Source organism: Streptomyces sp. AHU1, assembly GCF_045343905.1.
Lineage (GTDB): Bacteria > Actinomycetota > Actinomycetes > Streptomycetales > Streptomycetaceae > Streptomyces > Streptomyces triticiradicis.
Genome location: NZ_CP174283.1, coordinates 5526311 through 5548701, shown reverse-complemented (window position 1 = coordinate 5548701; position 22391 = coordinate 5526311). Strand labels below are relative to the sequence as shown.

Here is a 22391-nt window from a genome sequence, read left to right as displayed (position 1 = left end):
CTGTGGCCGAAGGCGTGTCCGGGGATTCGGCGGCCACCAGGGCCGTCACGCGGTGGTTCCGGAGAAGGGACCCCCCGTGACGGAACGGGTGGTCACCGCTCCACGGAGTGACTGTTGCCGAAGAACTGCGGACCACGCTACTGCGGGGGGTCACGGGGCGCGACCGGAGTCACCCGGCCGCGCCACGGGGGTCGGGTGACCCTAGGAGGGGGGCGGCGGGTCCAGGAGGGCGGCGGCGGTGAACATCTCGACGCCGACCGTGATCGCGTGCTCGTCCACGTCGAAGTCGCCCCGGTGCAGATCGCGGGTGGTGCGGTCGCCGGGCGGGCGCACCCCGAGCCGGGCCAGCGCGCCGGGCACGTGCTCCAGGTACCAGGAGAAGTCCTCGCCGCCGAGGCTCTGCTCGGTGTCCTCGATCGAGTGCGGGCCGCGCCGGGCGCTCATGGCGTCGCGGAGCAGCTCGGTGACGGCCGGGTCGTTGACGACCGGCGGGACGCCCCGGATGTAGTTGATCTCGGACTTGGCGCGGTAGAGGTTCGCGATCTCGTCGATGGCCGCGTGGACGAGGTCGGGCGCGGCGCGCCAGGCCTCGAGGTCCAGGCAGCGGATCGTCCCGGACATCTCGGCGTGCTGCGGGATCACGTTGCAGGCGTGCCCCGACTCGATGCGTCCCCAGGTCACCGCGAGCCCGCTGCGGGCGTCGACACGCCGGGCGACGAGCGCCGGCACATCGGTCACGACCCGCGCGGCGGCGGTGACGAGGTCGGTGGTGAGGTGGGGGCGCGCGGTGTGGCCGCCCGGGCCGTCGAGTGCCACTTCGAGCCGGTCGCACGCCGAGGTGATGGGGCCGTGCCGCAGTCCGATGCGGCCGGCGTCGACCTTCGGGTCGCAGTGCACGCCGATGATCCGCCCCACTCCTTCGAGCGCGCCGGCCTCGATCACGTCCGGGGCGCCGCCGGGCAGCACCTCCTCCGCGGGCTGGAAGATCAGCCGGACGCGCCGGGGCAGCAGGCCCCGGTCGTGCAGCTCGGCGAGGACGAGACCGGCGCCGAGCACGACCGTCGTGTGGACGTCGTGGCCGCAGGCGTGGGCGCGGTCGGGCACGGTCGAGCGGTACGCGCAGTCGCTCTTCGTGTCCGGGATGGGCAGCGCGTCGATGTCGGCGCGCAGCGCCAGCACGGGGCGGGTGTCGTCCGCGTCCCCGATGTCACAGATGAGGCCCGTACCGATGGGGAGGACCTGCGGCTTCAGGCCCGCCTGCTCCAGGCGCGCCTTGATCGCCGCGGTGGTGCGGAACTCCTGGTTTCCGAGCTCCGGATGCATGTGCAAGTCGCGACGGAACGCCACGAGTTCGGCGCGCAGTGCCTCGGGCAGCGCGCCCGGGAGCAACGGCTCCCCTGGGAGATCGACCTCGGACTCTCGGGACATCAGTTGGTTCACCCTCTGAAGGGTAGGACGATCGGGCGGCCAACTAACCCACGATCAACAAAAGTTCAGCCCGTTAGGGGAAGAAAATCTGGCCGCGCGGTGCATGGTCGGCTCTGGGGGTGGGTAAACTCGCCCGGCTCTTCGGACGTTTGGATCTTGAACGGGTGCGGGTGACCGGCCGTGATCCGACTCGGCGGGCGGCGTCCGCCGATGCGCACCGGGGAACGCCCGGCGTGCCCGGGTCCATTCCCCTTCGTGGTCTCCACGGTCTCACACGACCGCGCCCGGCTCCCGGCGCGGCCACCGGCTGGGGCCGGAACCGCCACTTTCCGTCACTTCGGATGTGCTCCGGACGAGGAGCCCGGCGCGGTCCGCCGGGCTCCTCGTCCCCGCCGGGAAGGCCGGCCCGGGCGGCGGAGGACGTCGGGAGGCGGCAGGGCCTAGACCGTGGACACCGTCGAGAGGCGGTGGACGTCGCGGGCCGTCCCGGTGACCCCGGACAGGAACCCCTGGGCCCTCGGCGAGGCGTTCTCCGTCAGCCAGGCGGGGTCGATGTCGCAGACCGCGACGCGCACCCCGGTGCCGGCCAGGGCGAGCGGCAGGGTGTGGACGACCGTCGAGGGGAAGCTCAGGATCGTCCGGCCTATGGGGCCGCGCCGGGCGATCAGTTCGAGCGGCAGGTCGGGGCGGACGATCTCCAGGCCCGTCCCGGCGGCCAGCCGGTGGAGTTTGTCGGCGCTCTCGCGGCGGTGCGCGAAGTAGCGGGTCGCGCCGTGCGCCCTCGCGAGCGCGCGGACCGCGTCCAGATAGCGGTCCGGGTCGACCACGCCCGTCTCGACGAGCGAGGTGCCGACCAGGTCCGCGCCCTTGGTGATGCGCGGCGGGCCGAACCGGTCCCGGGTCCAGGAGAAGTCGTTGGCGGTGATCGTGACGCCGTCCGGCGCCGATTCGATCGGCATCGAGGAGAAGACCTCGACGCTGCGCCGGCCGCTGGGCGTCAGCCGGCGGCGGGCCGAGGCGGACACGGGGGCGAAGAGCACGTCCCGGGGACCGGGACGGCCACCGCGCCGGTGCCAGCGCACCAGGCGTTCACCGCGGGCGAGCTGGGCCACGAACTCCATCGTCGCCGTGCCGTCGTCGACGACGACCAGGTCGCGCGCCCTGGTGATGGTCAGCAGCAGCTGCACGTAGCGGGAGAACGGGTCCCCCATGACGATCCGCCGGGCCCCGCGCAGCAGCGGGGCCAGGCCCCCGATGGTGTGGAAGGGGGCCGTGGTGCCGCCGCGCGCCTCCTCCCAGCGGACCGTGTGACCGTCGTCGCGGGCCAGTTCCGCCATCCGGCGGAGCTGGCCGCGGGTCATCGGGTCGTTGGGGGACAGGACGACGAGGGTGAACCCCGCGCCGGGCTCCGCACCGTCGTGGGCGTGCGCGTGCGCCCATTCCAGCACGTTCAGGAGCTGTACCGGACTCTCGACGAAGGCGAGAGTGGTGGAGCCGGTGGAACCGGCGCGGGGGCTCATCGACGTACGACCGTCCCGTCGTAAGGGATTCAGGGCGTTCAGACCGAGACGGGCTCGCCCGCGGCCGCCGCGATCTCGGCCTCGGCGACGACGCCCGTGACGCGGCGCAGCTTCTTCATCGGGCCGAGCTCGGAGTCGTAGACCTTCTTGACGCCGTCGCCGAGGGAGGCCTCGATGGTGCGGATGTCGCGGACGAGGCGGGTCAGGCCCTGCGGCTCGACGGAGGCGGCCTGGTCGGAGCCCCACATCGCGCGGTCCAGGGTGATGTGGCGCTCGACGAAGGTGGCGCCGAGGGCGACCGCGGCGAGCGTGGTCTGCAGGCCCGTCTCGTGGCCGGAGTAGCCGATCGGGACGTTCGGGTACTCGGCCTGCAGGGTGTTGATGACCCGGAGGTTGAGCTCCTCGGCCTGCGCCGGGTAGGTCGACGTGGCGTGGCACATCAGGATGTTGTCGCTGCCGAGGACCTCGACCGCGTGGCGGATCTGCTTCGGCGTCGACATGCCAGTGGAGAGGATGACGGTACGGCCGGTGGCGCGCAGGGCGCGCAGCAGCTCGTCGTCGGTCAGCGAGGCGGAGGCCACCTTGTGGGCCGGGACGTCGAACTTCTCCAGGAAGGCGACGGCCTCGGTGTCCCACGGGGAGGCGAACCAGTCGATGCCCTTCTCCTTGGAGTACTCGTCGATCTGGCGGTACTCGTCCTCACCGAACTCCACGCGGTGGCGGTAGTCGATGTAGGTCATGCGGCCCCAGGGGGTGTCGCGCTCGATGTCCCACTGGTCGCGCGGGGTGCAGATCTCCGGGGTGCGCTTCTGGAACTTGACGGCGTCGCAGCCGGCCTCGGCGGCGGCGTCGATGAGCTTGAAGGCGTTCTCCAGCTCGCCGTTGTGGTTGATGCCGATCTCACCCACGACGTAGACGGGGTGGCCGGGTCCGGCTGTCTTCGAACCGAACTGGCGCAGACGGGAGTTGGTGCTCATGGCGGGGAAGTTCCTTACTTGTCGAGGGAGTCGAGAGAGGGGCCGAGGATCCAGCTGGCGATCTCTCGGATCGCGCCGTCGCCGCCGGGGACGGTGGTGACCGCGCGTGCGGCGCCGCGCACGACGTCGTGGGCGCTCGCGACCGCCACCGGCCAGCCCACGAGGGCGAAGCAGGGGAGGTCGTTGACGTCGTTGCCGACGTAGAGCACGCGCTCGGGCGCGATGCCCTGTTCCTCGCACCACTGCTTCAGCGCGAGGTCTTTCCGGTCGATGCCGTGCAGGACCGGGATCTTGAGTTTCCGGGCCCGTGCGGCGACGACCGGGTTCTGTTCCGTGGACAGGATCAGCATCGTCAGCCCGCTCCTGCGGAGGGCGGCGATACCGAGTCCGTCCCCGCGGTGCACGGAGACGAACTCCCGTCCGTCGGAGTCGATCAGCACCCTGTCGTCGGTCTGGGTGCCGTCGAAGTCGAGGACGACCGCGTCGATGTCGTCGGCGGTCGGGAGGGAGCCCGGCCTGTTCGCGTCGAAGAGCGGCGCGAGGGCCCGGGCGCGGGCGAGGTCGTGCGGGTCGTCGATCTCCAGCACGCGGGCCGGGTCGGTGCGCACGAGTTCGGTGCGGCCGAAGAAGCGGTGCTTCGCCTCGCGGAAGCCGGTGGCCTCCATGGCGTAGACGGCTCCGGTCTCCAGGAGGTCCTGGGGGCGGTCCTGGCGGCGCGGGCGGAAGGACTTGTCGTGGTTGACGCCGTAGCCGCCGCTGGTGGCGGTGTCGGCGACCAGGAGGCCGGGGCGGCCGTCGACCGCCGCGTGCCCGGTCCCCGCGTTCACCGCGGCGGTGGGCTCGTCGTCCCCGTCGCGCCACACGAAGCCGTGGAAGGGGGCCACGGTCAGCGCCGTGTCCGCGCCGTTCGCGACGATCGCGTCCACGACGCCGTCCACGTCCTCGCGGATGATGAACGGGCTGGTGCACTGGACGAGCAGCACCACGTCGACCGGGGAGCCGTGCAGCGCCTCGTGGGTGTCCATGGCGTGCAGGACGGCGGCCTCGGAGGTGGCGGTGTCCCCGGCGATGGCGGCGGGGCGCAGCACGACCTCGGCGCCGGCCTGGCGGGCGGCCGCGGCGATGGCCTGGTCGTCGGTGGAGACGACGACGTCCGTCACGAGGCGGGCGGCGCGGCACTCGCGCACCGCGCGGGCCACCAGCGGCACACCGCCGACGGGCAGGAGGTTCTTGGCGGGCACGCCCTTGGAGCCGCCGCGCGCGGGGATCACCGCGAGCACGCGGCGCACCGGCACGGCCTGGCCCGCTTCCGAGTTGGTCATGCGCTGTTCTCCTTGACGAGGGAGGTGAGGAAGGCGTGGGGGGCGGTGGACCGTGGTCCGCCCGTTGTCGGGGCGCTCACAGGTCGCCCATCCGCCGGATCACCGGTGCCACGCGCTGGACGCCGTGGCGGTAGGCGCCACGGGCCGCCTTGCGCACGAACTGCCGTACGGGGCTGGGTTCCCGGTCCGCCGCCGGGGCGCCGGGCAGCGGGCTGCCGTCCGGGCCGAGGTGGTGGCGGGCGAGGATGCCGGGCAGATAGCCGGGCGCGGTGACGGGGGTGTAGTAGGGGGCGAGGGGCGGCAGCCGGTCGGCGGCGAGGAGTTCGGTGATGCGCTGCCGTGCCGCGTCGAAGGCCGTCTCGTACGACCCTCCCCCAGAGGGGGTACCCCCAGCCGCGACGCCCTGCCGGGCCACCCACCGGGGGTCGGGCACCGGCCGGTGTCCCGCGTCGAGCTGGTCCCAGGAGGCGAGGCAGCCGGAGCCCACGAAGTGGTGGTTGCCGAGCGCCTCGCGCACCCCGAGGTCGGTCAGGACGACGGTGGGGATGCGCCGGTGCAGGGATTCCAGGGCGGCGGTGGAGCTGATGGTGACGAGCAGGTCGGTGCGGTCGAGGACCTCGCCCATATGCCCGTACACCAGGCGGAAGTTGGCCGGCGGGTCCGCCTTCTGCACCAGCTTCTGGTACGGCAGCTCCTCGATGTGCGTGGTGTGTTCGCCCGGCTTGGAGCGCAGCTTGAGCAGGACCTCGCGGTCCGGGTGCAGCCGCGCGTGGCCGATGAGCCGGTCCAGCAGGTACGTACGGTCCCTGCGGTTCTCCGGTACGGAGGGCTGGGCGGCGAAGACCACCGTGTAGGGCCGGCGCTCCTGCTCCGCGGCCGGGTCGTGCCCGGTGTACGCGGCCCCGCCGAGGAAGGGCAGCGCGACCTCGGTCACCGAACCGGCGTCCGCGCCCACCCCCTCGTACACGTCCCGGAAACGGTCCGCGTCCTGGCGGGAGTTGGCGAGGACGAGGTCCGCGCCGTGCCGCAGGAGCAGTCCGTCGGCGAGCTTCTCGTAGACGACGCCGACGTAGCCGGTGACGACCAGGGGCCGCTTCGCCCGTCCGTCCCAGGCGCGGGACAGGCCGTGCAGGACCGCCTGGACGGCACCGCCGACCAGGGCGAGGAGGACCACGTCGTAGACGCGGTCCTCCTCGCCCATCTCGCGCAGGAACTCGACGGCGGTGACCTCGCGGAGGGAGTCCGCGCGGACGCCGACCTCTTCGAGCTGGCGGGCGGTCGGGGTGGCACGGCCGCGCAGGAGGAATCCGTCGAGGCGGATGTCCGATTCGGCCGGGGAAATGCGCTTCGCAGTGAGCGAGCCCCATTTCCACCTGGTGTCGGAATCCGCGAGGACGGCCACCCGCAGCGACTTCGTGGTACTTGCTGGCACGCCCTAGACGCTAGGAAGCCATTTCGAGAAGCGGCCCAACCCGAATACAACAAACGGTTAACAGCACATCGACGAATGGGGGATCGGCTCGGAATCGGCTGAGAAAACGACGCGGTTCACGGTACCGCCACGCGTCGTTCACCTTGCATCCCACCAACGGTAAAGACGAATGCCGGGCTGCCCCCTAACGTCACAGGCGTGGTCAAGCTCTCCGTCATCGTGCCGTTCTACAACGTGCAGCAATATGCACCCGACACCCTGAAGAGCCTGCGTGCGAACGCACGGCAGGACTTCGAATTCATTCTCGTCGACGACTGCTCGCGCGACGAGACACCGGACATCCTCGCGCGCGCGGAGCGCGAGCTCCCGGGTGCGGTGTATGTCAGACACGAGAAGAACGGAGGACTGGCCACCGCCCGCAACACCGGGATCGACAGAGCGCGTGGCGAGTACCTCACGTTCCTCGACGGGGACGACTGGCTCGCCCCCGGGTACTACGAACAACTCGTCTCCTCCATCGAGGGCCTGGGCTGCGACTTCGTCCGTACGGACCATGTCCAGTGCACCGCGCGGGCCCGCAGCGTCCACCGCGTCCCGCACGGCCGCCGCGGGGTCGTCATGGACCCCCGCGACGCCATCCTCCCCGCCGACCGGTCCACCTCCGTCGACTACGCCTACGCCTGGGCGGGCGTCTACCACCGCCGGCTGGTCGACCGGGGGCTGCTCCACTTCACCGACGGGCTGCGCACGGCCGAGGACCGGCCGTGGATCTGGAAACTGCACCGGGAGGCCGAATCCTTCGCCACGGTGGGGCTGCTCGGGGTGTTCTACCGGCGCGGCGTCGCCTCCTCCCTCACCCAGATCGGGGACGTACGCCAACTCGATTTCATTCGCGCGTTCGACCAGGTCGTGGCCGAAACGGCCGAGGACCGGGACGCGGAGAAACTCCTGCCCAAAGCCGTGCGCACCTATTGCGCGATCATTTCCCATCACCTGGGATCCATCGAAAGGTTCGAGCCGGCGGTGGCACGGAAACTGAAGTCCATGAGTGCCGTCGCACTGCGCCGTATGCCCCAGGACGTGCTCGACGAGGCCCTCGACTCGATGGACGTCCAGCGCGCCACCCGGCTGCGCCGGCTGCGCCGACGGCCCGCGCCCGCGGCGGGGGTGGCCGCGTGACCACCCAGATCTTCATGGCGTCCACGCTGTACGGCGTGGCCACGCTCGCCGCGGCCCTGGACACCGACGGCTTCGGACCCGCCGACCGGCGCATCCTGCTCGTCTCCAACAACGCGGCGACGCCCGAGACGACGCCCGGCCCGGACGAGATGCCCGGCTTCGAGCGGCTGCGCGGCCGCTTCGACGACGTCATCTCGTGGAACGGGACCATCTCCCCCTTCCACCCGGGCGGCTGGGCCCCGCGGCCGGACGACGTCCCCCTGTGGGAGCGGCACCTGCGGCTCGCCTGGAACCTCGGCGACGACGACGTCGAGCTGGCCGTGGAGTCGATCCAGGTCAACCCGGCGCTCGGCGTCTGCCAGATCTTCATGGGCGCGCCCGTCACGGTGTACGCCGACGGCCTGATGAGCTACGGCCCCACCCGCAACAAGATCGACCCCCTGGTCGGCACCCGGGTGACCCGGCTGCTCCATCTGGACCTGGTCCCGGGCCTGAAGCCGCTGCTGCTCACCGAGTTCGGCGTCGAGCCGCGGATCGTGCCCACGGACGCGTTCGTGAAGGTGCTCGCGGAACTCGTCGACACCGGGGACGAACTGCCGTCGGTCGACGAGCCGGCGCTGCTGCTCGGCCAGTACCTCTCGGCGCTGGAGATCCTCACCGCCCAGGAGGAGGAGGAACTCCACGTACGGATGCTGAAGGGGGCCCTCGCGCTCGGCCACACCCGGGTGGTGTTCAAGCCGCACCCCTCGGCCCCGGCGCGCTGGTCGCGGATGCTGGAGCGGGAGGCCGAGAAGCTCGGCGCGGACCTCACCGTCCTCGACACTCCGGTCCTCGCCGAGGTGCTCTACCAGCGGATGCGTCCCGCGCTGGTCGTCGGCTGCTTCTCCACCGCGCTGCTCACGGCGTCCGCGCTGTACGGTCTGCCGGTCGCCCGCGTCGGCACCGGCCCGCTGCTGGACCGGCTCACCCCGTACGAGAACAGCAACCGCGTCCCGGTGACCATCGTCGACGCGCTGCTGCCCGAGCTGACGGACGGCGCGGCGGTCACCGGACAGCGCCCCGGCACGGACGTGGCGGAGCTGACGCGGCTCCTGAGAGCCGTCGGCTTCGCGATGCAGCCGAAGATCTACCCGGACCTGCGCCCGGCGGCCGAGAGCTATCTGACGGACCGGCTGAACCAGGACACCTGGCGCTACTTCAAGCGCAAGCGCCTGACCTCGCTGGCCCTGCCCGGGGCGGTCCCGGCCCAGCTGGCCTTCATCCCGCGCAACGCGACCGTGCGCCGGGTCGCCCGCAGGGCGCGCTCCCTGAAGCGGGCGGTGGGCCGCTGAGGGGCGCTCACCGCGCGGGACACCAGGGAGCGGGGCCCGGTCGGCACGACCGGGCCCCGCTCCCTTGTCTGCGCCCCTCTTGGCGAAGCCCCTGCTCCCCTCAACCGGCGCCCCCACCACCCCGGCGCGGGGTACCGGCCCCAGCTTTCTTCGCCCCCTCCGCCCCTGCCCGACCCGTACCCGGGGCTCCGCCCCGGACCCCGCTCCTCAAACGCCGGAGGGGCTGAATTTCCCCGGCCGGGGCTGAAACGTTGGGCCAGGGCTGGATCTCCCACAAGCCACCACGCACCCGCCACCCGGGATTCGGCGCGAGGGGACGTGCCGGTACATCGATGCCCGTCGCCACTAACGTTCACATCTCTGTCCGACGGCGACGGGCTGATGCACCGGCACGGCCCCGACCCACCCACCGGACCGGAGCCGGACCACCCACCGCCGGGAGAGTCTTCAACGCGACGGCAACCCACAGATGAACTCCCGTGGGCGAGACGGGGAACCGGCCCCGCCAGGCCGTAGGTATCCCCGACTATCGGACTAACGTGCTGTGGGCCAGCTGAGTCCCATCGAGGGGAACCTTGTGATCGACACGCCCGAGGAGGCCCGCGGGACGTCGCCCGGCATCGTGGTCCGTACCGTCCTGCCGCACGCCGAGACGCCCCCCGCCCCCCGACCCGCGGTGCGCCGGGAGAACCGGCTGCGCGCCCTCGACGGACTGCGGCTCGTCGCGGCCCTGATGGTGGCGGGGTACCACTACGGCGGCCGGGACGGCGAGGTCGTCCAGGCCTGGGGCAGTTCGCCGAAGCATCAGTTCCCCACCCTGCACCATCTGTTCGCCTACGGCTGCCTGGGCGTGCAGGTCTTCTTCGTGATCAGCGGCTTCGTCATCTGCATGAGCGGCTGGGGCCGGCCGCTGCGCTCCTTCTTCGCCTCCCGCGCCTCACGGCTGCTGCCCGCCTACTGGGCCGCGATCCTCCTCGTGACGGCCGTGTTCGCGCTGCCCTTCGTCGCGTACAGGACGGTCTCCCCGAGCGACACCCTGGTCAACCTCACGATGCTTCAGCAGCCGCTGGGCGTCGACCGGGTGCTGGGCGTGTGCTGGACCCTGTGGGCCGAGGTCCGCTTCTACGCCCTCTTCGCGCTGTGCATCGTGCTGCCGGGGGCGAACCGGCAGCGCGTGATCATGTTCTGCGCGGGCTGGACCCTGGCCGCGGCCATCGCGCAGGGCGTGAACGAGCCCCTGCTCGACATGGTCCTGATGCCGGAGTACGCGCCCTACTTCATCGGCGGCGTCGGCCTGTACCTCGTCCACCGCGACCGCCGCGACGCCTACGCCTGGGGCATCGTCGGCGTGAGCTGGCTGATCGGCCAGCACTACGCGGTGCAGCGCCTGTGGCACGCCCCGAACCCGCAGTTCTTCTCCGACCGTTCGTCCCTCGCCATCGTCCTCGTCGTCACCTTCGGCTACGCCGCCGTCGCCGCGATCGCGCTGGGCTGGCTACGCTGGGCGAACTGGCGCTGGCTGACGGTCGCGGGCGCGCTGACGTACCCCTTCTACCTCGTCCACGAACACCTGGGCTGGGTCGTCATCAAGGCCTACCACCGGACCCTGCACATCCCGTCGTACGGCACCTTCCTCGCCACGGTCGCCACGATGCTGCTGCTCGCCTGGCTGCTCAACCGCTTCGTCGAGAACCGGCTCACCCCGAGGCTCCGCACGGCCCTGTCGAAGCCGCGCCCCCAGCGCGGGTCCTAGCCGGGCCCCGCGCTCAGCCGATGCCGTAGCGCGCCTCGACGCCCGCGACGATCAGGCCGAGCCCTTCCTCGAAGTGCCGTTCGTAGTCCTCGAAGATCTCCGCGCCCGCCGCGGCCGACAGGGGGAAGTCGGCCATGCGGCGGGCGCGTTCCTCCATGTCGTACCCCTCGCGGCGCTCGCCCGGCAGCGGCTGGACGCCCTGCTCCTCGGTGACGAAGCCGATCGTGTACGCGTACGCGGTGGAGGTCGCGCGGACCGCCTGCGCGAGCGTGAATCCCGCCTCGGTGAAGAGCGTCAGGGTCCGCTCCATCTCGACGGCGTGCAGGGTGCCCGTGAAGCGTGAACCGCTGAAGACCTTGGCGCCGTCGCGGTAGCTCAGCAGGGCGGCGCGCAGTCCGCGGTTGGCGGCGAGGAGCCGCTCCCGCCAGTCGGCGCCCGCCGCCGCCCCGGGGGCGTCGACCATCCGGCGGTACATCTCCGTGGCCATCTCGTCGAGCAGTTCCTGCTTGTTCTTGAAGTGCCAGTAGAGCGCCGGCGCCTGGACGTTCAGCTCCTTGGCGATGGCCCGCAGGGTCAGGCCGTCGAGGCCCGCCTCGTTGAGCAGCCGCAGGGCCGTTTCGACGACCTGCTTCTTGTCCAGCCTGGGGGACCGCTGGGGTCTCTGGGTAACCACGCTTGACAGTTTAACGCCGTTAAGGGCATGCTCGCCCCATCGAACTTAACAACGTTAAGGAGAGCGCCATGAGCATGACATCGAGCATGACGTCGAAGCAGGGCACGAACGTGGACGTGGACGTCCTCGTCGTCGGCGCGGGTCCGACCGGGCTCGCCCTCGGTGTCGACCTCGCGCGGCGGGGCGTGGACGCGCTCGTCGTCGAGCGGGGCGAGGGGCTGGCGCCGGGATCGCGCGGCAAGGGGCTCCAGCCGCGCACCATGGAGGTCCTCGACGACCTCGGCGTCCTCGACGACATCCGCGCGGCGGGCGGCGACTATCCGGTCGGGATGATCTGGCAGGACGGCCGGCGGGTCGGCGAACACCAGATGTTCGACCCGGCCGAACCGACCGAGGACTCGCCGTACAACGCGCCGTGGATGGTGCCGCAGTGGCGTACGCAGGAGATCCTGCACGCCCGGCTGACCGGGCTCGGGGGCCGGGTCTCCTTCGGCCGCGAGGTGGTCGCGGTCGCCCAGGACGAGGACGCGGTGACCGTGGAGTTCGCCTCCGGCCCGCCGGTCCGCGCCCGGTACGTCGTCGCCGCCGACGGCGGCCGTTCCGCGGTGCGGCACGCGCTCGGGATCGCCATGACCGGCGAGACGGTCGACCCGGACCCGGTCCTCGTCGCGGACGTGCGGATCACCGGGCTGGACCGCGACAACTGGCACGTCTTCCCGCCGCGCGAGGACACCGGCGGCGGCTTCATGGCGATCTGCCCGCTGGCCGGCACCGAGGACTTCCAGCTCGTGGCGCAGTTCCCGGACGGGACGCCGGTCGACACCTCCCCCGACGGCGTGCGCAAGGTGTTCGCCGCCCGGTCGCACCTGGCCGCCGACGCGGTGACCGAGGTGCGCTGGGTCTCGGACTTCCGGCCGCGCGCGGCGCTCGCGGACCGCTTCCGCGCCGGGCGGGTCTTCCTCGCCGGGGACGCGGCGCACATCCACTCGCCGGCCGGCGGCCAGGGCCTCAACACCAGCGTCCAGGACGCCTACAACCTGGGCTGGAAGCTCGCCGCGGTCCTCGGCGGCGAGGCCCCCGCGTCCCTCCTCGACACCTACGAGGAGGAACGCCTGCCGGTCGCCGCCGACGTGCTCGGCCTGTCCACCCGGATCCACCGCGGTGAGGCCCGCCGCGGCGGGGAGACCCGTCAGCTCGGCCTCGGCTACCGCGGCTCCTCCCTCGCGCTGGAGACCCGTACGGACCTGCCGGAGAAGGCGCTGCGCGCGGGCGACCGCGCCCCCGACGGGACCGTGGACGGCGTACGCCTCTTCGACCTGTTCCGGGGAGCGCACTGGACGCTGCTCACGGTCGGCACGGACACGGAACCTCCGGTGCTGCCCGGCGTCCGCACCGCGCGGATCGGGTCGTACGAGTGGTACGGGACCGGGGTCTTCCTCGTCCGCCCCGACGGGTACGTGGGCTGGGCGGGCACCGACGCTCGGGACCTGCGGGAGTACGCGGCCGCGGTGGGCCTGAGCACCGGCTGACCGTACGTCGGACGACTAGGGCCTGTCGTTTGGATCATGCGGCGGTACGCGGGGCAGGGCACGCACTCCCCCGAGCTCTTCGAGCAGGGGGGACCCCCAGCGGCGTTGTCGTCGGTTGCCGACGTCCCCCAGCCTTCGGCCGGGAGGTGCCCCCACCGCGTCGTCGCCCTCCTCCGCCTTGCAGCTGCACGCACCCTGCCCCGCTCGGCCCAGTCGACAAGGCACCGCGCCTCCATGCCGCCTGATCCAAACGACAGGCCCTACGCGCTGGCGAGCGTGAGCTTGACCGCGAAGCCGAGGAAGAGGGCGCCCGCGGCGGTCGTGGCACCGGCGGAGAGGCGCTTGCGCTGCCGGAAGGCCGTCGCGAGGCGCGTACCGCTGAAGATCAGCGCGGTCAGGTAGAGCACGCTCGCGAGCTGGGCGAAGGCGCCGAGCACGACGAAGGAGAGGGCCGGGTAGGCATAGCCGGGATCGACGAATTGGACGAAGAAGGCGACGAAGAACAGAATCGCCTTCGGGTTGAACAGGCTGATCACCAGCGCCCGCCGGAACGGCCGTTCACCGGCCACCGGCTCGGTCTCCGCGCTCTCGGCGACCGGATCCCGGCGGGCCCGCCACATCGCGCGCGCGGCCCGCAGCATCCCGATGGCCAGCCAGGTCAGATAGCCCGCACCGGCGTACTTCACGATGCCGAACAGCACGGCGTTCGCCTGGAGCAGCGAGGCCACACCGGCGGCCGACAGGGTCATCAGCACGGTGTCCCCGCACCACACGCCCGCGGCGGCGGTATATCCGGTCCGCACACCCCGGCGGGCGGCGACGGACAGCACGTACAGCGAGTTCGGTCCCGGCAGCAGGACGATCAGGACGAGGCCCGCGAGATAGGTGGGGAGATCGATGACACCAAGCATGGAAGGGAGTGTCGCACGGGGGCCCGACATCACGACCGGCTGTCCCGCCGTTCAGTCCGCGCAGGGAATCACCCGGTTCAGAAGGCGTCCGACGGCACGTACGTGCCCCAGATCTCGCGCAGGGCGTTGCAGACCTCGCCGACCGTGGCGCGGGCGCGCAGGGCCTCCTTCATCGGGTACAGGACGTTGTCCGTGCCCTCGGCGGCCTTCCTCAGGGCGGCGAGGGCGGTGTCGACGGCCTCCTGGTCGCGCTCGGCGCGGAGCCGGGCGAGGCGTTCGGCCTGCTGGGCCTCGATGGCCGGGTCGACGCGCAGCGGCTCGTACGGCTCCTCCGCGTCGAGCTGGAAGCGGTTGACGCCGACCACCACGCGCTCGCCCGAGTCGGTCTCCTGGGCGATCCGGTAGGCGGAGCGCTCGATCTCGCCCTTCTGGAAGCCCTGCTCGATGGCCTCGACGGCGCCGCCGAGGTCCTCGACCCGGGTCATGAGGTCGACGGCCGCCGCCTCGACGTCGTCGGTCATCCTCTCGACGGCGTAGCTGCCGGCGAAGGGGTCGACCGTCGCCGTCACGTCCGTCTCGTGGGCGAGGACCTGCTGGGTGCGCAGCGCCAGTCGCGCGGATTTGTCGGTGGGCAGCGCGATGGCCTCGTCGAAGGAGTTGGTGTGCAGCGACTGGGTGCCGCCGAGGACCGCGGCGAGGCCCTGGACCGCGACCCGGACGAGGTTCACCTCCGGCTGCTGCGCGGTGAGCTGGACGCCCGCCGTCTGTGTGTGGAAGCGCAGCATCAGCGACTTGGGGTTCCTCGCGCCGAACTCGTCCCGCATCACCCGGGCCCAGATGCGCCTGGCCGCACGGAACTTGGCGACCTCCTCCAGGATCGTCGTACGGGCGACGAAGAAGAAGGAGAGGCGGGGGGCGAAGTCGTCGACGTCCATGCCGGCGGCGACGGCGGTGCGGACGTACTCGATGCCGTCGGCGAGCGTGAACGCGATCTCCTGCGCGGGCGAGGCGCCCGCCTCGGCCATGTGGTAGCCCGAGATCGAGATCGTGTTCCACTTCGGGATCTCGGCCCCGCAGTACCTGAAGATGTCCGCGATCAGCCGCAGGGACGGCTTGGGCGGGAAGATGTACGTCCCGCGGGCGATGTACTCCTTGAGGACGTCGTTCTGGATCGTGCCCGTCAACTGCTCGGCGGGGACGCCCTGTTCCTCGCCGACCAGCTGGTACATGAGCAGCAGCAGGGCCGCCGGCGCGTTGATCGTCATCGAGGTGGAGACCTTGTCCAGCGGGATCCCGCCGAACAGGACGCGCATGTCGTCGACCGAGTCGACGGCCACGCCGACCTTGCCGACCTCGCCGTGCGCGAGCGGGGCGTCGGAGTCGTGGCCCATCTGGGTGGGCAGGTCGAAGGCGACGGACAGGCCGGTCGTGCCGTGGGCGATGAGCTGCCGGTAGCGGGCGTTGGACTCCACGGCCGTGCCGAACCCCGCGTACTGCCGCATGGTCCAGGGACGGCCCGTGTACATCGACGGGTACACGCCACGGGTGAAGGGGTACGCGCCCGGCGCACCGAGCTTCTCGGCCGGGTCCCAGCCCTCCAGGGCCTCGGGGCCGTAGACCGGCTCGACGGGCAGTCCGGACTCGGATTCGCGCGTCATTGCTGTGCCTCCCGTGAAGCGGCCCGATGACAGGAATGCGCCCCCGGCGACGGACTGTAGCGGCCGGGGCGCACCCGGTGGAGGGACCCGCGCCGGGACCTTGCTCACATACTCGTCCGCGGGTCCGTTTCCCGCCCCTTGTCGCCGGGCGGGGGCTCGTTCCATGGTTCTCTTCCACCGTGCCGCCCCGTTCGCAACCGGTCACCCGCGGGGAGCATCTCAGGTGACATGACGGCGGGACGGGGGACCTGATGGGCACGACAGGACGGGTGAGACAGGGGTCCGGATGCGTACGACTGGCTTGAAGAGGTCGCTGGCCGCGCTCGCGGCGCTCGCCGTGGTGAGCGGCTGCACGGCGAACGCCGTGGACGCACGGGGGAGGAAGCCGCCGGTGAGCGTCGAGGGTTCGGCCGGCGCGCGGGGGAAGGACGACGGCAAGGCCGCCTCCCCCTCGAAGGACGGGGGCGGCCCGTCCCGCTCCGCGGGTGCGGGGAAGGACGGCGGCGAGCCCGCGGCCGAGCCCGCCGAGGTCCTCTGGTCCAGGGGCGACCGGGGCGACGACATCCGCAGGGCGCAGGCCCGGCTGCACCAGGTCGCCTGGCTGATCACTCCGCCGACGGGGACGTACGACGCCCGGACGGTCGCGGCCGTGAAGGGGTTCCAGGGCAAGCGGGGACTGCCACGCACCGGCGATCTGGACACCGTCACCTGGCAGCGGCTGCGCCGCATGACGCACGAACCGGCCGCCTGGGAGCTGTACCCCTACGGCGGGCAGCCGGCCGCGAAGCCCGACCCGCGCTGCCTGACGGGCCGTGTGCTGTGCATCAGCAAGACGAGCCGCACCCTGCGCTGGATGGTCGACGGCAGGACGGTCTCGAAGATGGACGTCCGGTTCGGCTCGCAGTACACGCCCACCCGCGAAGGGGTGTTCAGCGTCTACTTCAAGTCACGCCACCATGTGTCGACGATCTATCACACATCCATGCCGTACGCGATGTTCTTCAGCGGCGGCCAAGCGGTGCACTATTCCTCGGACTTCGCGGCCCGCGGCTACTACGGCGCCTCGCACGGCTGCGTCAACGTCCGGGACGAGGGCAAGGTCTCGGCGCTGTTCGCGCAGGTCCGCACGGGCGACAAGGTCGTCGTCTCCTGGTGACGGGGCCTCTCCCGGACGGGTGAGGCGAAGGAGTGTGGGGCGCGGGCGGGACCGGGGGAACGTGTCCCACCCGCGCCGGTTGCACGAAGCCGTGGGTACGGGGGGAACCCCGGCTCCGTGCTACGGCCGATGACCAGTCGGCTCACCACGTACTGCGCCGCGGCCGCCGAAAACGTCACACCCAGCCGATAAAAATTTCAACGAAACACGAAAGTGCAGGTCAGAAGGGTTCTGAGCCCGACGGCGAGGACCACGTCGGCGTAACCGGCAGGAGCGGGGTCAGCACCCGGCGCAGCGCGGACGGGGTGCCGTCACCGTCGCTCCGGGGGTCGTTGCCGCCCGGTCCTATGTGGTGGCCGTCACCGTCGCCCGAGTCCCCCTGGTCGCCCCAGCCTGAGTCCTGCCCCGTCCCCTGTTCGCCACCGGCGCCCGCTCCGTCGCCGGTGTCCCCGCCCGGTCCGCGGCCGAGGACGCCCGAGCAGTACAGCCGCACCCGGGCACCGCCGCCCGCCACGTGCTCCAGGAGGCGCCTGCGGTCCGCGTCGAGGTCCCTGCCGTCGAGGACGTCGCGGCAGTACGAACGCGTACGGGCCCACCACTCGCGGGTGCGGTCGGCGTTCCCGGCGGAGCCGGGAGTCGGCAGGCCGCTCGCGTAGTCGGGTCCCGCGGACGGGGAGGTCTCCTTGGACGGCTCGCCCGACGGACCGTCGGTCTCCGGCACCACGGGGCCGTTGCCGCCGGAGATCCCGGGCGAGGGTGAGGGCGAGGTCGAGACGAGCGGACGCTCCGGGGTCCGTACCGCCGTGGCCGAGGCGGCGGGGCCCGGGTGTTCACGGGTGAACGGCGTCGGCAGCACTCCGGTTCCGGCCGCGACGGCGACCCCGCCCACCATCCCGACGGCCAGCACCGCGGCGATCCCGAACCGGGTGGGCCGCCCCCAGCGCGTCCGGCGTCCGTGCGCGGCGGGGCGTCCGATCCGTACGAGACCGGCGTCCGCGGCATGCGCGCCGGATCGCGCGCGACCGCGGTGGCCGAGCTGCTCGACAGCCCCGTCCCCGTCCGCGCGCGCCTTGCGGAAAGCCGCCAACGCGGCTGCCTCGCCCGGGAGTTCGTCGCTGCTCGGATCGGGTACGGCGGCCAGTGCGCCGAGGGCCTCGGCGAGGCGGTCCACCTGGTCACGCGTGCCGGGGTCGACGGCTTCCAGCGGCTCCCCGTTCAGCAGACGCTCCGCGGCGTCCCGGTCCAGCCACCTGTACTGCTCGTCGGCCATCACATGTCCTTCTGCGCCCGCGAACGCGTATGCGTCACACCGGCGGACGTCACCGCGCGGACGCGCGAACCTCGTTGCGGGGGGACGGCGTCGAGCGCGCCGACGGATTCCGGATCGGTGCCGAGCAGTTCCGCGAGCCGTTTCAGACCCCGGTGCGCCGCCGTGCGGACGGCTCCGGGGCGCTTGCCGAGGGTCTCGGCGGCCGTCTTGGCGTCGAGACCGACCACGACGCGCAGGACGACGGCCTCCGCCTGGTCCTGCGGGAGCTGCGCGATGAGCGAGAGGGTGCTGCCGGTGGACAGCGCCTCCATCGCCTCGGTCGCGGTGTCGGACTCGGCGGCCTTGCCGGTCAGCTCGGTCTCGTCGCCGCCTATCGCGGGACGGCGGCCGCGCATCCGTATGTGGTCCAGCGCCCGGTTGCGGGCGATCCTCGCCGCCCAGCCGCGGAAACGGTCCGCGTCCCCGCTGAAGCGTTCCAGGTCACGGGCGATCTGGAGCCAGGCCTCGGACGTGACGTCCTCCGCGTCCGGCTCGCCCACCAGTGTCCGTACGTATCCGAGCAGGCGTGGGTGCACCGCTCGGTACACAGTCCGGAACGCGGTCTCGTCCCCGTCCTGTGCGGCAAGTACCGCGGCGGTCAGCTCCGCGTCGTCCCCCAGCACCCCCGCGCCCCTCTTTGCGCCTCGGCCGGCACCGCGTCTCGCGGACCGGGTTCTCGTTGTCGTGCGTTCCTCGGTGGACGCTTGTGGTCTCAGGTCCGCGTGGTCGTGGTCTTCGGCACCGCGCGGTTCCGGTCTCGTGCCCACGTGGTCGCGGTCCCGGGATCCGCGCAGCCGTGGTCCCCGGTTCCTCGTGGTCGCGGTCGTCCTCTGTCCGCACCGGCGCGAAAGGCACGTTACGGCCTGAAACAGCTCCCCGTCCATGTTCGTACAACACGCAACTACATGGTGACCGTGCGAGGTGTGACACAAAACGCAGTCCCGGCGCTGTAGAGAGTACGGGTCGCCGCGCGGCCCGTGCCGCGCGACGGTCGGGGCCTCTCCTGTGGGGGGTGGCGGCCCCGGCCGTTGCCATCGGCGGGGGTGCCCGCCGGGCCCTCGAAACCCCGGCCCGGCCGCCGGGGCCGCCTACCGTCCGTTCCCGGACTTCGCCGCCTTCTCCGCGTCCTTCGCGTCCTTCGCGTTCCCCGACCGCTCCGCGCCCTTGGTGCCCTTGGCGTCCTTCGCGTCCTTCGTGGCGGTGGACGCGGCCAGTCGCCGAGCGCAGAACGCCTCGACCTCGTCCTCGCCGCCCGCGGCCGTGACGAGCCGCCGCCAGGCCCGCGAGTCCAGGGCACCGCCCCGGTCCCGCACCGACGCGTACGCACGGCAGTGGGCCTCGGTGTCCCGGTCCCGCGGCGGACGGACCGCGGGGGCGGCCGGGGCCGGGGAACCGGGACCGGTCGGCGGCGGGGATCCGGGGGACCGGTCCGGGACCCCGTCGGAGGGGCGGACCGCGACCCGGTCCCGGTGCCCGGTGTCGTCGCGCGAGACCGGCCCGATGGCCGCGACGGCGACGCCGCCCAGCGTCAGACCGGCCAGCAGCACGGCGAGCGCGGCCCGCAGCGAACGGCTCGGCCTCCTCCGCTCCTTCGGGCGCCAGTCGTCCCGCCGCCGGGTGCGCGCGGTGTGCGCGCCGCCGTCCCGCGCGGCCCGGAAGGCGGCCACGGCCCGTGTCCGTGCCGCGGTGTCGTCCGCCCGGCCGCGCATCGCCGCGGCGAGGAGCTCCTCCAGGGGAGGCCGTCCGCCTCCGGGCTCCGCCGGAGGGGCGACGCCGGGGCCGGGGGGCGCGCCGTCGCCGGCGCGCCGTTCGCCCGTGCCCGGTCGCGCCTCCGGTTCCCTGTGCGGTTCCACGTCCGGCTCCATCTCCGTCTGCCGCTCCGCCCTGCAACTCAGCGCCGTACCAGGACTCCGCTCCGCGCTCCACTCCGTACAACGGCCTCGCCCCACGCGCCGGCCCGCCGCCGTGGAACGGCACTCCGCCACGGGACGCCCCGGCCGCGCACGGCGGTCCACCGCCGTACGGCAGCCGTCCTCAGGGCGACGGCCGTCCGCCGAGCACCATCCGTACACCGGTCGACTTCCTTCCGCCGTACGACGATGCCGTTCCGGACGACGGCGGGATGCCGGCCGTTCCGGACGTACTGCTCACCCCGAATCCCCCAGCGTCCGGGACTCCTCATCCGTCACACCCGCGACGCCGAGCTGGCGCGCGAGCCGCTTCAGCCCCCGGTGGGCGGAGGTGCGCACCGCTCCGGGGCGTTTGCCGAGCACGCGTGCCGCGGCCGGCCCGTCGAGGCCGACGACCACCCGCAGGAGCACGGCCTCGGCCTGGTCGCGCGGCAGTCCCGCGACCAGTTCCAGGGCGTACTCGGTGGACAGGGTCTCCAGCGCCTCGTCCTGCGTGCTGTGCCTGCCGGGCAGGTCCAGCGCGTCCTGTTCGAGGGCGGTCCCCCTGGGCCGTACCCGCAGCCGCCGCAGATGGTCCAGCGCCCGGTGCCGGGCGATGGTCGCGGTCCAGCCGCGGAACCCCGCGCCGTCCCCCCGGAACCGTCCCAGGTCCCGGGCGATCTCCAGCCAGGCGTCGGACGCCACGTCCTCGGCGTCGTCGCCGACGATGCCGCGCAGATAGCCCAGCAGTCCGGGCTGCACGATCCGGTACGCGGCCGCGAAGGCGACCTCGTCCCCCTCCTGCGCCCGCGCCACGGCCACGCCCAGTTCCGCGTCGTACGGCCGCGCGCGGCGGGGTTCCCCTCCCTGGCCCAACACTGTCCTCGTTCGCACCGAGTTCGCCCGAATGTGCCTGTCGGCGCGGACGTCCGCACCGACACCCCCATGGTCATCAGCGCCGGACCCCGAGGAAATGTCACAGGGCGTCAGGCGCTCCGGCCCGGTGGGGACGGGGGCGGACGAGGACGCCGGGGGGCGGGGACCGGCGCGGCCGGCGGGACCCCGCGAAGCCCTCAGCGGGTGGCCTCGCGGCACAGCAGGCGCAGGGAGCCGTCGCCCGCGTAACAGCGGCGGGCCTCTTCGATCGGGTCCCACAGCCGCCCGTCGGGCGTACGCAGCCAGTGTTCCCCGCCGGACTCCCACCACTCGGCGCCGGAGTGACGGGCGACGACCTCACCGGCGTACGCCCCGAATCCGCGCAGCACGCTCTCGACGGCGGCGTAGGGGGCGCCGTCCCGGCGTATCTCGTCGATCACGCGGTCGACGCGCCACAGGCTCTGTGCCGAGTAGTCGAGGCGCAGCCGGGCGCCCTCGCGCATGGTCGCGACCGTGTCGGCCGCCCAGCGAACGGGCTTCGTCGCAGCTGAGGGCCGCGTTGCTTGAGTTGCGTTCACACCCGGTAGAGCGCGGCGGCCGCCGGATTCGTCACGCGTCCGGGCAGGGGTTCGCGACACCGGCCCAGGACCGCCATCTCCACCCCGGGATCCTCACAGGAAACCCTCGGGAACGAGGTTTGGAGGGTGCCCCGGAGCAGTACCGCCTCCGGCGCACCCTCGCCGCCCTCGTCTGTCCGTCCCTTGTTCTGGGACCGTCTGTTCTAGGACCGTCCGCGCGCCCTGCGCGAGACCACCGCCCGCAGCACGCGCCGCCCCTCCGTCGAGGTGTCCAGGGCGAGCCGCAGGCCGCCCTTCCCGTGCTCGGCGAGCAGCTCCAGGATGACCTCCTGGCGGCGCAGCTCGGCGGCGACGAGCGGGGACATGCCCTCGGTGCGCCCCTCACGGCGTGCCGTCACGCACGCCTCCGCGTCGTCGGCGTGGTCGAGGAACCGGTGCGCCTGCAGCGCCGCCACCGAGCAGGCGTCCGACCAGACCCGCAGCTCGTCCTCGGAGGGCTTCGCGGGGACGGCTTCGAGCATCCCGCGGGCGAGCTCGGCGGCATGGTCCTCGTCGGTCACGGCCGGCTCGGCGTCCTCCGTGTCCAGCTTGGCGCGCGCTTCCTCCAGCCGCGCTCCCCACTCGGCCCACGGGTCCACCTCGGACAGGCTCGCCCACAACGGCCGCAGGACGTCGTCGTCCCCGCCGAGGAGCGGCACGCACCGATCCAAACAAGCCAGACCGCTCGCCGCCAGACCTCGCTCGTCGGCCTGAGCGACCAGTTCCACCAGACTCATCACGACTCCCTCGAAATGCCTCGACAGGGCGCCCTTGCCTTACGGAGCCCGCACTTCCCCTTACTGCGTGCAACGAAGCGGGAGTGTCACAGTG

Annotated in this window: 19 protein-coding genes; 5 read left to right on the top strand and 14 right to left on the bottom strand. The window is 72.6% G+C overall.

Features of this window, described 5'->3' with window-relative positions; genetic code table 11:
* Positions 1 to 201 precede the first annotated feature (201 nt).
* The 5 genes from ACICHK_RS24815 to ACICHK_RS24795 form a co-directional block, all read right to left on the bottom strand.
* Entirely contained in the window at positions 202 to 1428 is a 1227-nt protein-coding gene (locus ACICHK_RS24815; protein WP_406841312.1) for a M20 family metallopeptidase, read from the bottom strand.
* 440 nt (positions 1429 to 1868) lie between these two features.
* Positions 1869 to 2948: a hypothetical protein gene (locus ACICHK_RS24810; RefSeq protein WP_406838612.1), complete on the bottom strand. Its 1080-nt coding sequence runs from the start codon at positions 2946 to 2948 to the stop codon at positions 1869 to 1871.
* 38 nt (positions 2949 to 2986) lie between these two features.
* Entirely contained in the window at positions 2987 to 3925 is a 939-nt protein-coding gene (locus ACICHK_RS24805; protein ID WP_406838611.1) for an N-acetylneuraminate synthase family protein, read from the bottom strand.
* A gap of 14 nt (positions 3926 to 3939) precedes the next feature.
* Entirely contained in the window at positions 3940 to 5247 is a 1308-nt protein-coding gene (locus ACICHK_RS24800) for a cytidylyltransferase domain-containing protein (RefSeq protein WP_406838610.1), read from the bottom strand.
* 76 nt (positions 5248 to 5323) lie between these two features.
* Positions 5324 to 6679, bottom strand: coding sequence for a DUF6716 putative glycosyltransferase (locus tag ACICHK_RS24795; RefSeq protein ID WP_406838609.1), 1356 nt, complete (start codon positions 6677 to 6679; stop codon positions 5324 to 5326).
* Between the two features lie 198 nt (positions 6680 to 6877).
* Here ACICHK_RS24795 and ACICHK_RS24790 point away from each other — a divergent pair, with 198 nt between their 5' ends.
* The 3 genes from ACICHK_RS24790 (at position 6878) to ACICHK_RS24780 (ending at position 10942) form a co-directional block, all read left to right on the top strand.
* Positions 6878 to 7858: a glycosyltransferase family 2 protein gene (locus ACICHK_RS24790; RefSeq protein ID WP_406838608.1), complete on the top strand. Its 981-nt coding sequence runs from the start codon at positions 6878 to 6880 to the stop codon at positions 7856 to 7858.
* A complete protein-coding gene (locus ACICHK_RS24785; protein WP_151469104.1) occupies positions 7855 to 9189 on the top strand; it encodes an alpha-2,8-polysialyltransferase family protein in 1335 nt (444 codons plus the stop codon). Before ACICHK_RS24790 ends, ACICHK_RS24785 begins: the two co-directional genes overlap by 4 nt.
* A 577-nt stretch (positions 9190 to 9766) precedes the next feature.
* Complete coding sequence (locus ACICHK_RS24780) at positions 9767 to 10942, top strand: acyltransferase family protein (RefSeq protein WP_406838607.1); 1176 nt, start codon at positions 9767 to 9769, stop codon at positions 10940 to 10942.
* A 13-nt stretch (positions 10943 to 10955) separates the two neighbouring features.
* Here the strand turns inward: ACICHK_RS24780 and ACICHK_RS24775 are convergent, their stop codons facing one another.
* The gene (locus ACICHK_RS24775; protein WP_406838606.1) at positions 10956 to 11615 is read right to left on the bottom strand and encodes a TetR/AcrR family transcriptional regulator C-terminal domain-containing protein; all 660 of its coding nucleotides are present in this window, start codon (positions 11613 to 11615) and stop codon (positions 10956 to 10958) included.
* A 68-nt stretch (positions 11616 to 11683) separates the two neighbouring features.
* Between ACICHK_RS24775 and ACICHK_RS24770 the strand changes: the two genes are divergently transcribed.
* A complete protein-coding gene (locus tag ACICHK_RS24770) occupies positions 11684 to 13144 on the top strand; it encodes an FAD-dependent oxidoreductase (RefSeq protein ID WP_406838605.1) in 1461 nt (486 codons plus the stop codon).
* Positions 13145 to 13404: 260 nt separating this feature from the next.
* Here the strand turns inward: ACICHK_RS24770 and leuE are convergent, their stop codons facing one another.
* Both leuE and ACICHK_RS24760 read right to left on the bottom strand, forming a co-directional pair.
* Entirely contained in the window at positions 13405 to 14055 is a 651-nt protein-coding gene (gene leuE, locus ACICHK_RS24765; RefSeq protein ID WP_406838604.1) for a leucine efflux protein LeuE, read from the bottom strand.
* A 77-nt stretch (positions 14056 to 14132) separates the two neighbouring features.
* Complete coding sequence (locus ACICHK_RS24760; RefSeq protein WP_406838603.1) at positions 14133 to 15713, bottom strand: methylmalonyl-CoA mutase; 1581 nt, start codon at positions 15711 to 15713, stop codon at positions 14133 to 14135.
* Between the two features lie 286 nt (positions 15714 to 15999).
* Here ACICHK_RS24760 and ACICHK_RS24755 point away from each other — a divergent pair, with 286 nt between their 5' ends.
* A complete protein-coding gene (locus ACICHK_RS24755) occupies positions 16000 to 16869 on the top strand; it encodes a L,D-transpeptidase family protein (RefSeq protein WP_406838602.1) in 870 nt (289 codons plus the stop codon).
* A gap of 220 nt (positions 16870 to 17089) precedes the next feature.
* Here the strand turns inward: ACICHK_RS24755 and ACICHK_RS24750 are convergent, their stop codons facing one another.
* The 6 genes from ACICHK_RS24750 to ACICHK_RS24725 all read right to left on the bottom strand — a co-directional run bounded on the left by ACICHK_RS24750 (position 17090) and on the right by ACICHK_RS24725 (position 22297).
* Positions 17090 to 18139, bottom strand: a complete 1050-nt coding sequence (locus tag ACICHK_RS24750) for a hypothetical protein (protein WP_406838601.1) — start codon at positions 18137 to 18139, stop codon at positions 17090 to 17092.
* Entirely contained in the window at positions 18139 to 18801 is a 663-nt protein-coding gene (locus tag ACICHK_RS24745) for an RNA polymerase sigma factor (protein ID WP_151469111.1), read from the bottom strand. The genes ACICHK_RS24750 and ACICHK_RS24745 overlap by 1 nt, the downstream gene beginning before the upstream one ends.
* Positions 18802 to 19266: 465 nt before the next feature.
* Complete coding sequence (locus ACICHK_RS24740) at positions 19267 to 20031, bottom strand: hypothetical protein (RefSeq protein WP_406838600.1); 765 nt, start codon at positions 20029 to 20031, stop codon at positions 19267 to 19269.
* Positions 20032 to 20325: 294 nt separating this feature from the next.
* Positions 20326 to 20943, bottom strand: coding sequence for an RNA polymerase sigma factor (locus ACICHK_RS24735; protein ID WP_151469113.1), 618 nt, complete (start codon positions 20941 to 20943; stop codon positions 20326 to 20328).
* Positions 20944 to 21140: 197 nt separating this feature from the next.
* Complete coding sequence (locus ACICHK_RS24730; RefSeq protein ID WP_151469114.1) at positions 21141 to 21521, bottom strand: hypothetical protein; 381 nt, start codon at positions 21519 to 21521, stop codon at positions 21141 to 21143.
* 203 nt (positions 21522 to 21724) lie between these two features.
* Positions 21725 to 22297, bottom strand: coding sequence for a hypothetical protein (locus ACICHK_RS24725; protein ID WP_406838599.1), 573 nt, complete (start codon positions 22295 to 22297; stop codon positions 21725 to 21727).
* Positions 22298 to 22391: the final 94 nt, after the last annotated feature.

Coding starts and splice junctions, on each gene's coding strand:
- ACICHK_RS24805 (WP_406838611.1), bottom strand. CDS start 3,925: ATGAGCACCAACTCCCGTCTGCGCCAGTTCGGTTCGAAGACAGCCGGA.
- leuE (WP_406838604.1), bottom strand. CDS start 14,055: ATGCTTGGTGTCATCGATCTCCCCACCTATCTCGCGGGCCTCGTCCTG.
- ACICHK_RS24750 (WP_406838601.1), bottom strand. CDS start 18,139: ATGGCCGACGAGCAGTACAGGTGGCTGGACCGGGACGCCGCGGAGCGT.
- ACICHK_RS24770 (WP_406838605.1), top strand. CDS start 11,684: ATGAGCATGACATCGAGCATGACGTCGAAGCAGGGCACGAACGTGGAC.
- ACICHK_RS24725 (WP_406838599.1), bottom strand. CDS start 22,297: ATGAGTCTGGTGGAACTGGTCGCTCAGGCCGACGAGCGAGGTCTGGCG.
- ACICHK_RS24760 (WP_406838603.1), bottom strand. CDS start 15,713: ATGACGCGCGAATCCGAGTCCGGACTGCCCGTCGAGCCGGTCTACGGC.
- ACICHK_RS24815 (WP_406841312.1), bottom strand. CDS start 1,428: ATGTCCCGAGAGTCCGAGGTCGATCTCCCAGGGGAGCCGTTGCTCCCG.
- ACICHK_RS24800 (WP_406838610.1), bottom strand. CDS start 5,247: ATGACCAACTCGGAAGCGGGCCAGGCCGTGCCGGTGCGCCGCGTGCTC.
- ACICHK_RS24755 (WP_406838602.1), top strand. CDS start 16,000: ATGCGTACGACTGGCTTGAAGAGGTCGCTGGCCGCGCTCGCGGCGCTC.
- ACICHK_RS24810 (WP_406838612.1), bottom strand. CDS start 2,948: ATGAGCCCCCGCGCCGGTTCCACCGGCTCCACCACTCTCGCCTTCGTC.